16 protein-coding genes are annotated in these 18,448 nt (G+C 47.7%); 12 read left to right on the top strand and 4 right to left on the bottom strand.

From position 1 onward, the window contains the following. The first annotated feature begins 482 nt into the window (after positions 1-482). From QUB61_RS24615 to rdgB, 5 genes are all read left to right on the top strand, one after another. Positions 483-1,208 carry an SDR family oxidoreductase gene (locus QUB61_RS24615; RefSeq protein ID WP_333132802.1) on the top strand — a complete coding sequence of 242 codons (726 nt, stop codon included), beginning with the start codon at positions 483-485 and terminating at the stop codon, positions 1,206-1,208. A 124-nt stretch (positions 1,209-1,332) separates the two neighbouring features. Further along, positions 1,333-2,067 (top strand): GTP cyclohydrolase I FolE, encoded by a 735-nt coding sequence (folE, locus tag QUB61_RS24610; protein WP_333132801.1) that lies wholly within the window; start codon positions 1,333-1,335, stop codon positions 2,065-2,067. Positions 2,068-2,258: 191 nt separating this feature from the next. Next, positions 2,259-3,683, top strand: coding sequence for a phosphoglucomutase/phosphomannomutase family protein (locus tag QUB61_RS24605; RefSeq protein ID WP_333132800.1), 1,425 nt, complete (start codon positions 2,259-2,261; stop codon positions 3,681-3,683). A gap of 266 nt (positions 3,684-3,949) precedes the next feature. After that, positions 3,950-4,570, top strand: a complete 621-nt coding sequence (locus QUB61_RS24600) for a hypothetical protein (protein WP_333132799.1) — start codon at positions 3,950-3,952, stop codon at positions 4,568-4,570. Positions 4,571-4,585: 15 nt separating this feature from the next. Beyond that, positions 4,586-5,173: an RdgB/HAM1 family non-canonical purine NTP pyrophosphatase gene (gene rdgB, locus QUB61_RS24595; RefSeq protein ID WP_333132798.1), complete on the top strand. Its 588-nt coding sequence runs from the start codon at positions 4,586-4,588 to the stop codon at positions 5,171-5,173. A 147-nt stretch (positions 5,174-5,320) separates the two neighbouring features. Here rdgB and QUB61_RS24590 read toward each other — a convergent pair whose 3' ends face one another. Next, on the bottom strand, positions 5,321-5,659 hold the full coding sequence (locus QUB61_RS24590; protein ID WP_006633346.1) for a P-II family nitrogen regulator: 339 nt from the start codon (positions 5,657-5,659) through the stop codon (positions 5,321-5,323). Positions 5,660-6,372: 713 nt separating this feature from the next. On the opposite strand from QUB61_RS24590, the gene QUB61_RS24585 reads away from it, so the two are divergent. Both QUB61_RS24585 and QUB61_RS24580 read left to right on the top strand, forming a co-directional pair. After that, complete coding sequence (locus QUB61_RS24585; protein ID WP_333132797.1) at positions 6,373-7,659, top strand: MFS transporter; 1,287 nt, start codon at positions 6,373-6,375, stop codon at positions 7,657-7,659. Beyond that, complete coding sequence (locus tag QUB61_RS24580) at positions 7,656-8,003, top strand: hypothetical protein (protein WP_333132796.1); 348 nt, start codon at positions 7,656-7,658, stop codon at positions 8,001-8,003. Before QUB61_RS24585 ends, QUB61_RS24580 begins: the two co-directional genes overlap by 4 nt. Here QUB61_RS24580 and QUB61_RS24575 read toward each other — a convergent pair. Further along, a complete protein-coding gene (locus tag QUB61_RS24575; RefSeq protein WP_333132795.1) occupies positions 7,953-8,324 on the bottom strand; it encodes a hypothetical protein in 372 nt (123 codons plus the stop codon). The genes QUB61_RS24580 and QUB61_RS24575 overlap by 51 nt on opposite strands. 144 nt (positions 8,325-8,468) lie before the next feature. Here QUB61_RS24575 and ilvB point away from each other — a divergent pair, with 144 nt between their 5' ends. The 4 genes from ilvB (at position 8,469) to QUB61_RS24555 (ending at position 14,399) form a co-directional block, all read left to right on the top strand. Continuing rightward, on the top strand, positions 8,469-10,304 hold the full coding sequence (ilvB, locus tag QUB61_RS24570) for a biosynthetic-type acetolactate synthase large subunit (protein ID WP_333132794.1): 1,836 nt from the start codon (positions 8,469-8,471) through the stop codon (positions 10,302-10,304). Positions 10,305-10,494: 190 nt separating this feature from the next. Then, complete coding sequence (locus tag QUB61_RS24565) at positions 10,495-11,667, top strand: NAD(P)/FAD-dependent oxidoreductase (RefSeq protein ID WP_333132793.1); 1,173 nt, start codon at positions 10,495-10,497, stop codon at positions 11,665-11,667. Positions 11,668-11,732: 65 nt separating this feature from the next. Then, a complete protein-coding gene (locus tag QUB61_RS24560) occupies positions 11,733-12,917 on the top strand; it encodes a transposase (protein ID WP_333132792.1) in 1,185 nt (394 codons plus the stop codon). 159 nt (positions 12,918-13,076) lie between these two features. After that, positions 13,077-14,399 (top strand): FGGY-family carbohydrate kinase, encoded by a 1,323-nt coding sequence (locus QUB61_RS24555; RefSeq protein ID WP_333132791.1) that lies wholly within the window; start codon positions 13,077-13,079, stop codon positions 14,397-14,399. Between the two features lie 88 nt (positions 14,400-14,487). On the opposite strand, the gene pcrA is transcribed toward QUB61_RS24555, so the two are convergent. Together pcrA and QUB61_RS24545 are read right to left on the bottom strand one after the other, a co-directional pair. After that, on the bottom strand, positions 14,488-16,854 hold the full coding sequence (pcrA, locus tag QUB61_RS24550; RefSeq protein WP_333132790.1) for a DNA helicase PcrA: 2,367 nt from the start codon (positions 16,852-16,854) through the stop codon (positions 14,488-14,490). A gap of 208 nt (positions 16,855-17,062) precedes the next feature. Continuing rightward, entirely contained in the window at positions 17,063-17,446 is a 384-nt protein-coding gene (locus tag QUB61_RS24545; RefSeq protein WP_333132789.1) for a YkvA family protein, read from the bottom strand. Positions 17,447-17,599: 153 nt separating this feature from the next. On the opposite strand from QUB61_RS24545, the gene QUB61_RS24540 reads away from it, so the two are divergent. Further along, positions 17,600-18,340, top strand: coding sequence for an SIMPL domain-containing protein (locus tag QUB61_RS24540; protein WP_333132788.1), 741 nt, complete (start codon positions 17,600-17,602; stop codon positions 18,338-18,340). Positions 18,341-18,448: the final 108 nt, after the last annotated feature.

Here is an 18,448-nt window from a genome sequence, read left to right as displayed (position 1 = left end):
CGGCTTAACAGTTCTTAATGTTGATCTCATAATTAACTGCGATCGGCCCTAGCAGACAGCTTTCTAATTTGCCGAAGAAGGCTGCAATGCTTGAGGGAGTTGCCGAGCGAAAGTATTAGGACAGTCAAGAACCTCAGCTATCAGGCATGAGGCTTGAAGGAGAAATCTAACAAGCCGTTTTGACGGGCCTCAGTCTTAACTGACTACGTTTTTTGAGTCACGACACCCTGGGATACGTAGCTAGTCCTTTGCTCTGTCGCTGAAGGTTAAACAGTTCTAAGGTCACTGGGACAGTGCTTTCAGCCTAACAAGCTCTTAAAACAAAGGCGCGTGCTAACTTTACTCCGAAAGGAGATTGAGGCAACCATACCTCATCGGAGGGGCAACCATACCCCTCCACCCCGCAAAGGTTTTAAGTCAATGTAAAGGCGTCCTAAAAGGACGGGGTTTCAACCCTCCACTACGCTCCGCCCATATTTCTGATGAACCATCCAACAACAAAGCAGGCTCTGATTACCGGAGCCAGCAGCGGTATTGGCAAAGCGACGGCTCTAGCGTTTGCCGCCGAGGGCATAAATCTGGCCTTAGTTAGCCGAGAGTCAGAAAACTTAGAAGCCGTTGCCGCAGCAGCCCGAGAAGTGGGAGTGAAAGCAGAAGCTTATCCCTTAGACTTGGCAAAAATTGAGCAAGTGCAAAGCAGCATCAGCGCGATCGCAGCTCAATTGGGTGCCGTAGATATCCTGGTCAACAGCGCGGGTATGGGCTACACCGGCTCGTTGGCGGAAACGTCTCTAGCCGACTGGCAGAGCGTTCTAGACCTCAATCTTACTAGTGTTTGGCAGTGCATTCTAGGAGTTTTGCCGTCGATGCGCGATCGCGGATCGGGAATTATCATCAACGTTTCCTCGATCGCCGGCATCCAAACCTTCCCCAACTGGGGCCCCTACTGCGTCAGCAAATTCGGTCTCATGGCTTTGTCTAAAACCTTAGCCACCGAAGAACGGGCTCGCGGAATTCGGGTAACAGCAATCTGTCCGGGTTCTGTCAACACTCCCATGTGGGACACAGACACCGTGCAAGCCGACTTCGATCGCAGCGCCATGTTAACCCCAGAAATCGTTGCCCAATCAATTCTGCACGCAGTTCAGTTGCCAGCAAGTGCAGTAATTGAAGAAATCACCCTCATGTCCAACGCAGGAGTTTTGTGAACTTGAGATTTGAGACTGCTGGATTTTTCTCGAATCCAACAATCTTTGAATCTCTAGCTATATCCCCCTATCGAAAATCGAAAATCGAAAATCGAAAATCGATTCACCCTCACACCAACTTCTTATGACAATTGCATCTTCCACCGATTCCAATGGCTCGAACTCAACCTCGACTGACAGCATGAAACTTTCACAAACTGCAGACAACAACATCCCGCGCATCCCCACTCGACCCGATCGCAATTCCTCGCACGGTCAAGAATCCAACGTACCCGTACCCTCAGAAGTAGGCCAGGAAGAAATGATGGAGGCCGTTCGCACCCTGCTGCTGGGAGTAGGAGAAGACCCCGAACGCGAAGGATTGCTCAAAACCCCGAAGCGGGTAGCAGAAGCACTGCGGTTTCTCACCAGCGGCTACACTCAATCCCTCGAAGAACTCCTCAACGGCGCTATCTTTGACGAAGGCCACAACGAAATGGTACTGGTACGAGACATCAGCGTATTCAGTATGTGCGAACACCATATGCTGCCGTTTATGGGTCGAGTTCACGTAGCTTACATTCCCAACCAAAAAGTCGTGGGACTGAGCAAATTAGCCAGAATTGTCGAGATGTACAGCCGTCGGTTGCAGGTCCAAGAACGTTTGACTCGTCAAGTTGCCGAAGCAGTTCAGACAATATTGGAACCGCAGGGAGTAGCTGTAGTAATGGAAGCCAGCCATATGTGCATGACGATGCGGGGCGTGCAAAAACCCGGTGCTTGGACGGTTACGAGTGCCATGTTGGGCGTGTTTCAAGAGGACCAGAAAACTCGCGAAGAATTCCTGAATTTGATCCGCCACCAACCCGCATTCTTTTAATCATTAGTCATTAGTCATTAGTCCTTAGCCAATCACTTTTTTCCTGGTGGCTAACGATCGAGCAATTTGGTCACTAGCCCCCAGATTCATCCTCCGTCGCAATTCCACAATCTAAAATCTAAAATCTAAAATCAGATGACGATTGACTGATAAACCCATAAAATAGACGGGTGACTCATGACTTGTGACTAATGAATCCTATTAAATTCGGTACAGATGGCTGGCGCGGCATCATTGCTGACGATTTTACATTCGATCGCGTGGCGTTAGTAGCTCCCCTAGCGGCACAAGTTCTCGCACAAAGCAGCAGCAGCGATGGCAGCAGCGGTACCGTAATTGTCGGTTACGACCGTAGGTTTCTGGCTGAAGAATTTGCCTTCACAGCGGCTGTTGCTGTCCAAAACGCAGGATTTGACGTGCTGCTGAGCGAATCCTACGCCCCCACTCCGGCTTTCAGTTTAGCTGCCAAACAATTAAATGCTTTGGGTGCGATCGTCCTGACGGCCAGCCACAATCCGGGTGCATATTTAGGGTTAAAAGTCAAGGGCGGATTTGGCGGTTCAGTTTCGCCGGAAGTTACTCAACAGATAGAAGAAAAACTCGAAAATCCGGCGGCACTTTCAGCAAATCCCGGCAAATTGGAGAATTTCAATCCTTGGCCGGCTTACTGCAAAACCTTGCGGGAAATGGTAGATATTGAGGCAATTAAAGAGGCGATCGCCAGCGGCAAAATTACAGTATTTGTAGATGTAATGCACGGTGCAGCAGCAGGAGGACTAGCTCAAATTTTAGAAGAAACAGTGCACGAAGTAAACAGCGATCGAGATCCGCTGTTCGGCGGCGGTGCACCGGAACCTTTGCCGCGCTACCTGTCGCAGTTATTTCGGGTGATGCGCACTCACCAGCGAAAAAGCTCAGGTTTGTCGATCGGATTTGTATTTGACGGAGATAGCGATCGAATTGCAGCCGTTGACTCTAGCGGCAACTTTCTCAGTTCACAAATCCTAGTTCCCATATTAATCGAACATTTAGCTTCACGGCGCGGCTTGACCGGGGAAGTCATCAAAACAGTCAGCGGTTCAGACATAATTCCCAAAATTGCCAAGCTGTACGACTTGCCATTATTTGAAACGCCGATCGGTTACAAGTATATAGCCGATCGAATGCTAACCACCCAAGTCTTAGTCGGCGGCGAAGAATCGGGAGGAATTGGCTACGGTACACACATTCCCGAACGAGATGCGTTGCTGTCAGCGCTGTACTTGTTAGAAGCAGTTGTCAAATCCGGGGAAGACTTAAGCGAAATTTACAGCCGACTGCAACAAGAAACAAGCTTTACTTCAGCTTATGACAGAATAGACTTGCACCTAGCAAACATGGAAGAAAGGTCGCGTTTGCTGTCGCTGCTGCAAAATAAACCTTTAACAGAAATTGCCGGCAAAGCAGTTGTAGATTGCAACAAAGTTGACGGATATAAATTCCGCTTAGCTGACGGAAGCTGGCTGTTAATTCGGTTTAGCGGAACCGAACCAGTGTTGCGGCTGTATTCAGAAGCAGCGACATTGAAAGAAGTTATGCAAAACTTAAACTGGGCGAAAAATTGGGCGCATAATTAATCGGAGTTTTCAACCGCAGATCAACGCAGATCAACGCGGATGACTTGATATCAAATCTCTCTTTCTCCGTGTCCTCTGCGTCCTCTGCGGTTAAAAAAATCTTGTTCATAAATAAAATAGTATTGCCATAGAAATCCTCCCCTCAATTGTGAACTCTTTCTCTTCTCTTCCTTCGCGTCCTTCGCGTCTTCGCGGTTCGTAAAAAAAAATCTTACTCACCAATAAAATACTATTGCTATATCAGGTAAATTTTAGGAGAAAAGCAAATGGCATACAGCGATTTCAGCCTTGCGAGAGTCACAAAAGAGTTTGGATTAACCTTAGATGAAAGCCGCAATTTATTTGCTTATACAAAACCAGTTGCACCCTCCGAAATCTTAACAACAATCCTGATCGATTATGTACCGCTAGCAACTTTTATTTCCACAGAAAAAGCTCGCTCTGAATTTTTGATTGCCCCGATTTTAGCAGAAGCTCGGCGATTGTTAAACAAACGAGTTTCTCTTTTTTCCGGTAAGGATTTTACTGTCGATCCAGAAAGAGGCTTGCAAGGATTTTGCGATTATATTATTAGCGGATCTCCAGAACAATTGTTCATCAGTGCTCCGGTTATAACAATTTTTGAGGCAAAAAAGGAAGATATTATTGGCGGCTTGGGTCAATGCGTGGCCGCAATGGTAGCGGCTCAATGTTTCAATCAAAACCAAGACAGTGAGGTCGATCGCATTTACGGGGCGGTGACGACCGGAACTAACTGGAAATTCTTGATTTTGGAGGAAACTACTGTTTATATCGATCCCATTGAATACTATATTCAAGATGTTGATAAGATTTTGGGAATTTTGTTGCAACCTTTTTCCCCATCTTTTGTTAATATGGAGCCGTAAGTTTTAAGAGAAATAATGACCGATCGCAAATTGCTAGTTGTAGCTACGGGCAATCCGGGTAAACTCAAGGAAATGCAAGTTTATCTTGAGGATTTGGGATGGGAATTGCAGCTCAAACCGGAAGAGTTGGAAATCGAGGAAACAGGCGAAACTTTTATTGCTAATGCTTGCTTGAAGGCGTCTAAAGTGGCAAAAGCAACGGGCAAATGGTCGATCGCCGATGATTCTGGTTTAATGGTAGATGCACTCAACGGCCAACCCGGGATTTACTCGGCACGCTACGGGAAAACCGATGCTGACAGGATATCTCGACTCCTCAAAGAATTGGTTCGCGAACAAAACCGCGAAGCACAATTTGTTTGCGCGATCGCGATCGCCCGTCCCGACGGTACAATTGCCTTGCAAGTAGAAGGAATTTGTCGGGGCGAAATCCTCCCCACTCCTCGCGGTACGGGAGGTTTCGGATATGACCCCATTTTCTACGTACCCGCACAGCAACAGACTTTTGCAGAAATGACACCCGATATCAAGCGATCGCACTCTCACCGCGGCCGAGCCTTCCAGGCTCTTATACCACAAATGGCGAATCTTGTCAACCCCTAATGAGGAAAAAAGCCAAAACCGGGGGTAACTGTGGCATTGGATATTGAGACTTAGGTATCAGAACTAAACAGGAAAGAGGTTTTTCCTTGGCAATGACCAGTTACCAATGACCAATTACCAATGCCCAATGCCCAATGCCCCAGTATCTTAGATTGCCTCCAAGTTCTTTTCCCCAGTCCGAATCCGAATAATTTGTTCAACAGGAGAGATGAAAATCTTGCCGTCGCCAATCTCGCCGGTCCGGGAAGCAGCGATAATTTTATCAACCACCATGTCAACCTGATCGTTTTCCACAACAATCTCGACCTTGAGCTTTTGCAAGAACTCAACGGTGTACTCAGAACCGCGATAGCGTTCAGTCATGCCCTTTTGACGGCCAAAACCTCTAACTTCAGAAACAGTCATCCCCACAATGCCAGCATTGACGAGTGCGATTTTCACTTCGTCTAGTTTAAAGGGGCGAATAATAGCTTCAACCTTTTTCAAGTTTCTCACTCCTAACAGTTAGTACCTTCGTTATATTACTTAAATCGCGTGACATCTTTTCATCAGAACTATGGGCGCAGCGTAGCGGAGGGTTGAAACCCCGTCCTTTCAGGACGGCTTTACATTGAATTGAATCCCCTTGCAGGGTGGAGGGGTATGGTTGCCCCTCCGGTGAGGTATGGTTGCCTCAAACTCCTATTTCTGGGGTAAAGTTAGCTTTGCCAATGTTTAGTGAGCTTGCGCCGGCTAGCAACACTGTCGAGCGTGACCTTAAGACTGTTTAGTTGCAAGCGATAGAGCGGAAAACTAGCTTCGCATTCTCCGGTATCGTGACTCAAAAAACGTAGTCAATAAAGACTTAGGCCCGTCAGGATGGCTTGTTAGATTTCTCTTTCAAGCCTCATGCCTTTAGGCTGAGGTTCCTGACATCACTGCTAGGATTAAGTATTTTATAAAATATACTACCTTATTTTGTACTCGCGATGATATGCACGCCAATCTTTAACAATATTATGGCATTTGCCTGAAAGCGCGCTCTCGGCTCGGGCAGATCGCGGTAGAGTGAAAAAGACCCAAGCCGGGAACCACGGATCTGCTAAAACAGAAAAAGAACGCAGGAGACAGGAGTTTTCCGAGTTTCCACTACGAAGAGGGAGATTTGCACGTATTGCTGAAAACGATAATTGCCAGAGGCGGTCAGTTAAACTATTCCTATGCACCCAGCCAGCCCTCCCCCTGACCGCAGCGGGCTTGATGCCCTACTGAGAAATCGCCCCTTCCTCGCCTTGTGGACGGGCCAGTTGTTGGCCCAAGTGGCGGATAAAATCTTTTATGTATTGCTGATTATCCTCCTGAAAACAGGCGGTTACACACCGGGACAGAATACGGAACATTCTATGCTGTCAGCGGTGATGATTGCCTACACGCTGCCGGCGATCGTATTTGGTTCGGCAGCAGGTATCGTCGTAGACCGCTTTTCCAAAAAGCAAATGCTGATCGCCTGCAACGTGATTCGAGCCTTGTTGATTGTAGCTTTGCCGTTTTTGCCCAAAGCTTTTGTGGTTTTGTTGACGATGACGTTTTTGGTCTCTACCGTAACGCAATTTTTTGCTCCCGCAGAAGCGGCCGCCATCCCCCTGGCCGTGGGGCGAGAGGGACTGATGTCAGCAAATGCGCTGTTCGCCTCGTCCACAATGGGCGGGATCATTGTCGGGATGACGATCGGCGAACCGCTGTTTAGTTGGGTCAAACACAGCTTCGGACCAGCTTCTCAAGAGTTTTTGCTGGGCGGGTTGTACCTGATATCAGCAGGTTTGATCTATACCATGCGGATCAAAGAAGCTCATCCCGGCAGCAGTGGCAAAAACGTCCATCCTTGGCAAGACCTCAAAGAAGGTTTGCGGTATTTGAAACACAATCACCTTGTCAGCAACGCGATGGTGCAGTTGACGATTTTGTATTCCGTGTTTGCCGCGCTTCAGGTGCTGGCGATCGCTCTTTCAGGCAAAATAGGTCTCAAAGAAACTCAATTTGGCTTTTTGCTGGCGGCAGCGGGAGTCGGAATGGTCTTCGGTGCAGCCTTTTTGGGACACTGGGGCGATCGCTTCCAGCAAAAACCTCTGCCGTTAATCGGTTTTTTGATGATGGGTTTTGTATTAGCAATGTTTGCCTTTGTCAGACATTTGTGGGTGGGATTCGGATTGAGCGCTGTGTTCGGTTTTGGTGCTTCCTTAATTAACGGCCCGATGCAAGCTCTGATTCAAGAAAAAACTCCAGAATCTATGCGGGGAAAAGTCTTTGGCTTGGAGAACAATGCGATTAATATTGCTCTGAGCTTGCCTTTAGCACTGACCGGCCCGCTGACGGATGCTGTCAGTAAAGCCGTCGGCGACGATGACTTGGGCTTGCGGATCGTGTTGCTGAGTTTGGGCTTTTTGGTCTCGGTAATGGGGATGGCAGCTTGGCGACATACCCGCAAAGTCTTGCAGGATGTTGTGTGAATTTTGGGAAGAAGGAAGAAGGAAGAGGGAAGAGGGAAGAAGGAAGAGGGAAGAAGGAAGAGGGAAGAAGGAAGAGGGAAGAAGGAAGAAGGAAGAGGGAAGAAGGAAGAGGGAAGAAGGAAGAGGGAAGAAGGAAGAAGGAAGAGGGAAGAAGGAAGAAGGAAGAAGGAAGAGGGAAGAAGGAAGAAGGAAGAGGGAAGAAGGAAGAGGGAAGAAGGAAGAAGGAAGAGGGAAGAAGGAAGAGGGAAGAAGGAAGAAGGAAGATAGAAGAGGGGATGGGTGTCAACTTAACGTCAAATGTAGTACCAGCCTACTGTTTGACGATAATTGCCCCGATCCCCTGATAGTCGGGGGGAACCGGAGCACGATCTTTCGTCCCCCTTCTTAACCGGAATGCGACGGGGATCGAAACTCGCCTCTAAACCAGATTTCTCAAGAGTTTTAGGCGATTGTTGACACCAATGGGAAGAGGTTCGAGGGCTTTCTTTTTGCGATCGATCTCTAACATAGCCACCGCCCTGACGGTTAGGACGTTCTGGCATTGCCAACCATTGTTTTTCTTGTCGAATGCCGATCGAAACTAATGCTATACAAGCGTCATATCGCGGTAAACCGGCAGACAAACCGCGATTTCCTCCGTTTCTTTTCTTGCTCTGCTGTTCCACAAATTCTGGCCTGGCGATAAATGTCCGATCGCGAAATCTTTTCTAAAATCTCACCACTTAAATTTTCATAGTTTCATTAATTGAGATTAAAGTAGTATAAAAGCTTTCATTAAAAATCATAATTAGTTTAAGGACGGAAATTCTGTGCAACTAAAAACTAAAGTGACCGTCAGGCGTGCAACTGGTGGATTTGCTTTGATTGACAGCTTGATCCGCCACGGCGTCAAGCATATTTTTGGTTATCCCGGCGGCGCAATTCTGCCGCTTTACGACGAACTCTACCTCGCTGAAGCAACCGGTGCCATCAAACACATTTTGGTGCGGCACGAGCAAGGCGCGGCTCACGCTGCCGACGGGTACGCCCGCGCTACCGGACAAGTTGGGGTTTGTTTCGCTACTTCGGGCCCGGGCGCAACTAATTTGGTGACGGGGATTGCCACGGCCCACATGGATTCGATCCCGATGGTAATTATTACCGGTCAGGTGGCCCGTCCGGCGATCGGCACTGATGCGTTTCAGGAAACTGATATTTACGGGATTACCCTGCCAATTGTCAAGCATTCTTATGTAGTGCGCGACCCGAGAGATATGGCGCGAATTGTGGCTGAAGCTTTCCACATCGCGAGTACAGGGCGGCCGGGGCCGGTGTTGGTTGATGTGCCCAAGGATGTGGGTTTAGAAGAATTTGACTATCTGCCCGTGGAACCCGGATCGGTGAGAATTCCGGGCTACAAGCCGACGGTGAAGGGAAATCCTCGGCAAATAAATCAAGCGATTCATTTGCTGAAGGAAGCAAAACGTCCTTTGCTTTATGTAGGTGGCGGGGCGATCGCGGCGGGGGCCCACGAGGAAATTAAGGAACTCGCCGAACTTTTCCAATTGCCGGTCACCACAACGCTGATGGGCAAAGGTTCCTTTGACGAAAACCATCCTTTGTCGGTGAAAATGCTGGGGATGCACGGCACTGCTTACGCTAATTTTGCCGTTACCGAGTGCGATTTGCTGATTGCTGTGGGCGCGAGGTTTGACGATCGCGTGACCGGCAAATTAGACGAGTTTGCCGCCCGCGCTAAGGTGATTCACATCGATATCGACCCGGCGGAAGTAGGCAAAAATCGCGGCCCTGACGTGCCGATTGTCGGAGATGTCCGCCAAGTTTTGATCGATTTGCTGCGCCGCTGTCGGGAAACAGGAGTTTCGGGAAAGACCGGACAGACTGCGGAATGGCTGCACAGGATCGATCGCTGGAAACAGGACTATCCGTTAGTTGTACCTCATTACCCAGACATTTTGGCTCCGCAAGAGGTGATTTCGGAGTTGGCTACTCAAGCGCCGGATGCTTACTACACAACAGATGTCGGTCAACATCAAATGTGGTCGGCTCAATTCTTGAACAACGGGCCGCGCCGCTGGATTTCGAGCGCTGGTTTGGGAACGATGGGTTTCGGGGTGCCGGCGGCGATGGGCGCGAAAATGGCCCTACCCGATGAGCAAGTGATTTGTATTGCTGGCGATGCTAGCGTGCAAATGAATATTCAAGAGTTGGGAACCCTAGCACAATACGGCATTAATGTCAAGATTGTGATTGTAAATAACGGCTGGCAAGGCATGGTGCGGCAGTGGCAGCAGGCGTTCTACGGCGAGCGTTATTCCTCGTCGAATATGACTGTAGGGATGCCGGATTTTGTGAAGCTGGCTGAAGCTTATGGCGTGAAGGGGATGCTGGTTTCGCGGCCGGAGGAACTCAAAGAGGCGATCGGTCAAATGCTCGCTCACGACGGCCCGGTGCTGATGAACGTCAAGGTGACGAGGGACGAAAACTGCTATCCGATGGTAGTTCCAGGTAAGAGCAACGCTCAAATGGTTGGTTTGCCCGAACGTAGCAAGTTGCAATCTGCGGAGTTGATTTATTGTCCGAGTTGCGGCGCGAAGAATGTTTCGAGCAATAAGTTTTGTCCTGAGTGCGGGACAAAAGTTTAAGGGATGAAAGTAGGGACACGGCGTCAGTCCATAGGTGTCAACCATCGCCTGAAAACAATTGTATCTCTGGTCGATCGCCGAGTCCCAATCCCCCTCGCATCCTTAAGAAGAGGGACGCGAGATCGGACTCCTGTCCCCCCTTCTTAAGGCTACCCCCTACACACAAGTCCGAAATCTCTCAACACAATTCATGACTGACACCCCAACTTTCGATATCGCCATTATTGGTGCAGGACCCGGCGGACTATGTGCAGCCCACGGGCTAGCCAATTTAGGTTTTTCGGTAGCTGTGTTTGAACGAGCTAGAGCTTTTCGTCCCATCGGCGCTGCCCTAGGGTTGGCAGAAGCGGGGTATAAGGCATTGGCTCTCATCAATGCCGATCTCGCTACCCAAGTTCGTGCCTTAGGTGCCAACCCACAGCGACAACTGCTGATGAGACCCAACGGCGAGGTTCTGTTTTCTGATGAATCGCCCTTGGCTGGTACTCCCTTCACTTGGCTAGCGTGGTATAACCTACAAACCTCATTGCACAACACACTGCCACCTACCGTATCGCTTCACCTCAACCATAAGTTGGTCAACTTCACTAAGGTCGCCGATCCGTCCCAGGCTGCCTTACGTTTGCACTTTGAGAATCAGCCCGATGTTGGCGCACGACTGTTAATTGGTGCCGATGGGTATTACTCCGCGGTTCGCGGTCTTACCGTGGGAGATGGTGCGCCTCTGTACACGGGAACCATGACTTGGCGAGGAATCTTGCCCCGTCAAATCCTCGCCCCCCTCGCTGAACCCTTTGCAGAAGGGGCTGGTTTTCAACTGGTGGTCGGAGACCAGAAAAATTTTTGGATTATGGATGCAGGACCCGAATTACTGGCTTGGACAGGGACTGCACTCCATCCGACTACAGAGAAGAGTACCGATGTTTTAGCTATGGTTCTCCAAGTTTTTGACCGATGGACTCCCTTTGTTGAAAGGGTTATTCGAGCAACTGACCCTACCACCATTGTGGAAACTGGCGTGTGCGATCGGGAACCAGTATCCCAATGGGGGGATAGAGAGAGAATCACCTTATTAGGGGATGCCGCTCACCCGATACGACCGTCCTTAGGATTAGGGACTACTATGGCATTTGAGGATGCTGTTGCTTTAACAAAAAAACTCAAGGGGCTGAACTTGCAGGATACTCCTTCTATTGCTAAAGCTCTTACGGACTATGAAGAGGAACGGATTGCGATCACCGCACCGTTACAACCCAAAGCCAGGCAAGGAGGAGAAGCATCCCATGCCTCGGACCAAGCTGACCAACTCAAGGCAGGCTTTGAATTAGCCTTAGCTGCTCGTAGAAACAAGGAGTTCAACTAAATAGCCAAAAACTTTATTAAACTTACTCATAGTTGCTCTTTCCGATAACTTTAATGTGGTCAAAAATGTACGCCATCAAACGTGAACTAAAACTTAATAAGGTGGAAACCTCGCAGATGCGTGGGAACGCTGGTTTTAAGCGTTGGGTGTACAATTTTGCTTTAAATCTGCTCCAATCAAGTTGGGGATTTGAAGGTATTAAAGCCAGCGACTCGAAACGGATTGATGCCATCAAAAAAGTATTTACTCAAGTCATAATGTCAGAGCCTGAAAACTCATGGATGAAGAAATATCCATCGACTGTTTATCAGTCTGCATTTATAGCTCTCAAAAATGCTTTTGCCAGATGGCGTAAAGGATTAGCCGAGTTTCCACAAAATAAAACTAAGAAAAAAGGCGACTCTTTTACCGTTTACAAAACATCGGGAATTTACCCCACACCCGGTCAACCTGCTTTACCGTTTACCAATCGAGTGACAATCTACCCCGGTCAACAAATTAAATTGCCAGGATTGTCAACATTTAGATTGAAAGAACGAATCGATTTTACGTGCAGTTCTCAAACATTTACAATTTCTAGGACTGCCGATAAATGGTTTGTTTCATTCGTTTTGGAGGCTGAGAAAATTCCGCCCATTATTCACCCAATAGAAAAGATTGGTGTTGATTTGGGCGTCAAAGCTTTAGCGACTTGTTCCGATGGTTCAGTATACGATATGCCGATTGCCACAAAAACAGCGAAAACCAAGCTAGGCAAACTTCAATGGCGTAATCGTCACAAGGTTCTTGGGAACAAAAAACTTAAAATCAAGGCATCCAATAATGCTCGTAAATTTTACAGAAAATTGGCACGTCAACACGCGCATCTTGCTAATATCAGGCAAGATACAACGCAGAAAATGACGACGGATTTAAGTCGGAAAGCTGAAACTATTCGGATTGAGAATTTGAATGTTTCAGGGATGATGGCTAATAGTAAGTTGGCTGATGCGGTCAGTAATAATTGTTTTTACGAAATCCGTCGTCAGCTAACTTATAAACAGGCTCATTATGGCACAAAAGTAGAACTGGTTGACCGTTGGTATCCCAGTTCTAAAACTTGTTCTAAATGCAGTCATGTTCAACAGATGAAGCTTTCAGATCGGGTATTTGTATGCCAAAATCCCGACTGCGGAAACATCCAAGATCGGGATGAAAACGCCGCAATTAATCTTGAGTGTGCTCCTCAAGAAAAAGTACGGTTGGCTTGACCGAAATTTACGCCTGTGGACAAGTTGGAGCCGACTCCCTTGGTTGAAGCAGGAAGCAGACCCTCTGGGATGAAACCTGGTTGAATAGTTAGACTTGAATAAGTTTGGCTAAGTTCTGTGAAGCAGACTTCTGTATAGAAAAATTCGCGGGAGTGGCAAATGAATCTTTATTTGGGAATAGATTTCGGCACTACTGGCGCCCGATCGGCTGTCATAGACTCCCAGGGTACAATACATTGTGAGACAGAATATACTTTTGCCAACAACGGGCAACAACAGCCTGAATTGCCCTCGGTGTGGCAAAATGCGCTGTGGGATTCGATCGAGCAAATTCCCCCAACAATCCGCAATCAGGTAAGGGCGATCGCCCTTGACGGCACATCTTCCACTGTCATGCTGTGCAATACCGACGGTATACCAGTATGCGAACCGATTTTATACAATGATGCGCGCGGTGCAGCGGTGACAGAGAGGTTGCGGGCGATCGCGCCGGACAACCACACAGTATTGAGCGCTACATCGAGTCTGGCCAAACTCCTGTGGTTGCAGGAGGGCGGGCTAGAAGCCCACCCCACAAAACAATTGAGCCTTTGTGGAACAGGCATCTTGCCTGTGGTTGAGAAGCTTTATTTCCTGCATCAAGCTGACTGGCTGGCATGGATGCTGCACGGAAAATTGGGAATTAGCGACTATCACAATGCTTTGAAACTCGGTTTTGATGTTGATACTTTGTGCTATCCGAATTGGCTGATAGAGGGAATTGCGGGCGCTGCAACTCCTGAATTGCCGCAAGTTGTCGCACCGGGCACGCCTGTGGGGGAAGTGAGAGCTCAAGTGGGCGATCGCTTCGGTTTTCCCCGCGATTGTATGGTTTGTGCTGGCACAACCGATAGCATTGCCGCATTTTTAGCAAGCGGTGTCAATTTACCAGGGGAAGCAGTAACTTCTCTCGGTTCTACACTAGCAGTGAAGCTGTTAAGTCATACCCGCGTAGATGATTCTAGATACGGGATTTACAGTCATAAATTAGGCGATTTGTGGTTAGTTGGAGGTGCTTCTAATACCGGAGGTGCGGTGCTGCGACACTTTTTTACTGATGTTGAGTTGGAGAATTATAGCACACAAATTGATCCAGCACAAGAGAGTTTGCTGGATTATTACCCATTGTTGAAAAAGGGCGATCGCTTTCCGATTAATGACCCGAATTTGCCGCCCCGACTCGAACCGCGTCCCGCTGATTCTGTGGAATTTCTGCACGGTTTGCTAGAAAGCATAGCGCGGATTGAAGCGCGGGGATATCAATTATTGCAAGAATTGGGTGCAACTCCTTTGACAAAAGTTTATACTGCTGGCGGGGGGGCAAAAAATTCGGTTTGGAGTGCGATTAGAAATCGTTATTTAAAAGTGCCTGTAGTAAGGCCTATTCATACTGCGGCTGCTTATGGGGCGGCGTTATTGGCAATGCGAGGTGTTAGAGGTTAGGGTTATTGCATAAATCTTTGATGGATGGGAAACCGCAGATGTGTGCAGATTAACGCAGATTAACGCAGATGCTTTGCTATATTTTTAGTTAGACTCGCTGCAACTTAGCTGTTCTGGGATCGATGATTTTTCTGCCCAAACCTGAAAACTTAATTGCCAGATTAGTTTTATCGCCTTCTCCCAAAACGTGGGTAATTTCTCCTACTCCAAAAGCATGATGGAAAACCCGATCGCCGGTTTGCCAATCCACCGATTGTACGTTGGTTCCCGCTTGAGAACTGCCGGAATTAGCTGCTGAATTATTAGTTTTTCCTTTAGATGCGGCCGTTTTGCCTGCTGGAGTTTTCTTCGCACTTCCAGCCAGCAAATGTGTCGGCAATTCTCCTAAGAATAGCGAAGGGGTGCAGTGTTCCCGGAAACCTCCCCACAAGCGGCGTTCGCGAGTGTGGGTGAGAAATAGCAATTCCTGGGCGCGAGTGATGCCGACGTAGCACAAACGGCGTTCTTCTTCGATTGCTTTCGGGTCGTCTAAACTGCGGAAATTGGGAAATAAACCCTGTTCCATTCCGACTAGAAATACTACGGGAAATTCTAACCCTTTTGCTGAGTGCAGCGTCATCAGCGACACGCGGGAATCTTCTTCTTGCAAGTCATCTAAATCGGATGCTAAAGATGCTTTTGCTAAAAATGATGTCAGGGTCGGTTCTTCGTTTTGTTCTTCAAATTGCAGCACAGCATTGTACAATTCTCTGACGTTTTCTATGCGGTTTTCTGCTTCCTCGGTTCCTTGATTTTTCAAATCTTCAATGTAGCCTGAATCTTGGATAATTCCTTGGACAATTTGCGAAGCTGGCAGAGTTTCAACTTGCGATTGCCAACGACCGATCATTTCGGCAAACTTAATAATAGCTTTTGCCGATCGCCCTGCTAGAGTATTGACTGAAGATTCATCGCTGAGGATTTCCCACAACGGAATGCCCAATTGACTTGCAGCGTCTTCGATTTTGGAAAATGTGGTATCCCCAATGCCGCGACGGGGTGTATTGATGATGCGTTTGAGGCTGACGCTATCGTCGGGATTGGCAACCGCCCGCAGGTATGCTAGGATATCTTTGATTTCTTTGCGATCGTAAAACTTGAGGCCACCGACAATATTGTAGGCAATGTCTAAACGCATTAACGCTTCTTCAAAGGATCGAGATTGAGCGTTTGTGCGGTAGAGAATCGCAAAGTTACTGCCGTTTTCGTATTCGGAGTTTTGGCGCTTTAAGGAATGAATTTGACCTGCTACAAATTCCGCTTCATCTATTTCGTTGTCGGCGCGCCAGACAACAATCGGAGCTCCCGGTTCGCGAGTCGGGCGCAGAATTTTTTCGATCCGTTCGGTATTGTGTTCTATCAAGTGGTTCGCCACTTCCAGGATGTTTTCGCGCGATCGATAATTTTCCTCTAATTTTACCATTGTCTGAGTTTTATCGTCGGACAAACCATCTCCGAAATCCTCTTGAAATTCCAGCAATATGGTATAATCTGCCATCCGAAAGCTATAAATTGATTGATCGACATCGCCCACGACAAAAATCGAGCGGTTTTGCCATTTATCGAAGTTTTTCGGGTCGGCGTTATTTGTCACCAACATCCGAATCAAATCGTATTGAGTGCGGTTGGTATCTTGGTATTCGTCAACTAAAATATGGCAAAACTTTTTATGCCAGTAACTTAATACTTGCTCGTTTTGGCTCAAAAGTTTAACGGGAACGAGGATTAAATCGTCAAAATCTAGGGCATTGTTGGCTGCTAAAGCGTCTTGGTAGCGACTGTAAACATCGGCAATCACGCGGCCTCGATAATCCGGTTCTGCTGCTTGGTATTCTTGAGGCGACCAACCTTTATTTTTAGCGTTGCTGATGGCATAGCGGACTTTTCGCGGGTCAAATTTCTTGTCATCCAGATTGAGAACTTTTGTTACAATTTGTTTGACGATATTTTGAGCATCTGACTCATCAAAAATCGAAAAGTTTTTCTTCCACTGACGGCCTTTCTCGTCTTGGTATTTTTCAATATCGTAGCGGAGAATCCGGCCGCACAAAGAGTGAAAAGTCCCCATCCAAATGTGTTTGGTAATTGTGCGGTAAATGTGCGATCGCAATGAAGTTTGCACATCCGGGGTCAAGTCTACCAAAGGTTTGCCATATTCCGCTTCAGCTTGCTGAGTTGCCAGCAATTTCTCAATTCTTTCTTTCATCTCCCTGGCGGCTTTATTTGTAAATGTCACCGCCAGAATATTTTCAGGATCGACTCGATGGGTGCGAACTAAGTTAGCAACTCGGTAAGTTAGAGCTCGGGTTTTGCCGGAACCAGCGCCCGCTACTACTAACAGCGGCCCGTTATAATGGGCGACTGCTTGGCGCTGAGATGGGTTGAGGTGGCTGAGGAAATCATTGGTTTGAGTCATAGCTAGAAAGTTAGTTTATTTTTTTTAGGGGTAAATAATACTTGGTATGCGATACTGCGAGTTTTTTTAAGGTAAGGTGCGCCGTGCGCACTATATATTATAACTAGAACGGTGATTTTTAAAACTTTAAATATTTTCTCGCCAAGCGAGTTGTTTAAGGTAAGGTGCGCAATGCGCACCCGAAACTATAACTAGATAGCTAATTTTTTTAACGTTTAAATATCCGTGTCAGCCATATTACAGCTAATATTCCCAAGCCAATCCAGATGGCAATAATCACAGCAGCGGCAGCCCGATTTATCGGTTTTCCTCGCTCTATTTCTGCGGCTGCTTTTTGCCGACACTCGGCTAAAACCTGTGGCGGAATCATTTTCAGTACCAGCCAAATTCCCAAAGGTACAATTATCAAATCGTCCAAGTAGCCGAGAACCGGTATAAAGTCAGGAATTAAGTCGATCGGGCTAAAAGCATAGGCAACCGTAACGCCTGCTAGAATTCTGGCGTACCAAGGTACTCTCTGGTCTGTACTGGCTAAATAAACAGCGTAAGTCTCTTTTTTGAGCCGGCGGGCTGCTTGTTTTAAGGATTGCATATAATGACTCATGCCTAATGACTCATGACTGATGACTCATGACTAATGACTTAGACTTTTTTTAGTTGCTAAAAATGTAACAAGGCGGATATTTAGCAATTTCAGTGGGAAGGTAAAGTATAGCATCTGTTGTATGTGAGGAGAATCCAGTTTATGAATTCAAATTTGCAACGCGGCGATCGCATTAATTTCCGCAGTCTGCTAACAGCGTTGTGTTTAACCTTAACTCTCGTGAGTTTCGTGGGATTAGATGCGGCGGTTGCTCAAGAACAGCGGATTAGAACGCTGAGTGTCACAGGGCGGGGTGTGGAAGCGATTCCGACAACCCAGACTCAAGTTGCTTTGGGGGTTGAGGTGCAGGGGAAAACGGCGGCCGAGGTGCAGCAGGAAGCCGCGAGGCGATCGTCCGCTGTGGTAGCATTGCTGCGATCGCGCCAAGTGCAAAAACTCGAAACCACCGGCATCACCCTGAGTCCGAATTACAGCTACGAAAACAACCAGCAGCGACTAATAGGGTATATTGCTACAAATACCGTCAGTTTTCGCCTTAATACTCAATCGGCTGGCACTTTGCTCGACGATGCAGTGCAAGCGGGAGCAACGCGAATTCAAGGTGTGAGCTTTGTGGCCGCCGACAGTGCGATCGAACAAGCTCAAAAACAAGCACTCAAAAAAGCAACTCAAGACGCTCAAGCGCAAGCAGATGCAGTCTTTAGCGCCCTAAACCTCAAGCGGGGAGAGATTCTCAACATTCAAGTCAACGGTGCTAGCCCGCCACCTCCTATGTACCGGCAGTTGGCTGCTTCTCGCCTTGCTAATGCTGATGCTACAACGCCTGTGGTGGGAGGGGAACAGCAGATTGAAGCTTCTGTGACTTTGCAATTTGGATATTAAATAGTTAGGGGTTGAACTGGACACCTCAGCTTGACCAAGATAATGGGATACAAGCCCCGTCCTTCTAGGACGGCTTTTTATTTACTAAACTGCGCCCAAACTCCTCTA

This window comes from Microcoleus sp. C2D2 (assembly GCF_036702495.1).
In the GTDB taxonomy this organism is placed as follows: domain Bacteria; phylum Cyanobacteriota; class Cyanobacteriia; order Cyanobacteriales; family Microcoleaceae; genus Microcoleus.
The sequence above is the reverse complement of the archived record's forward strand: the minus strand, read 5'-3'. Positions and strand labels throughout refer to the sequence as shown.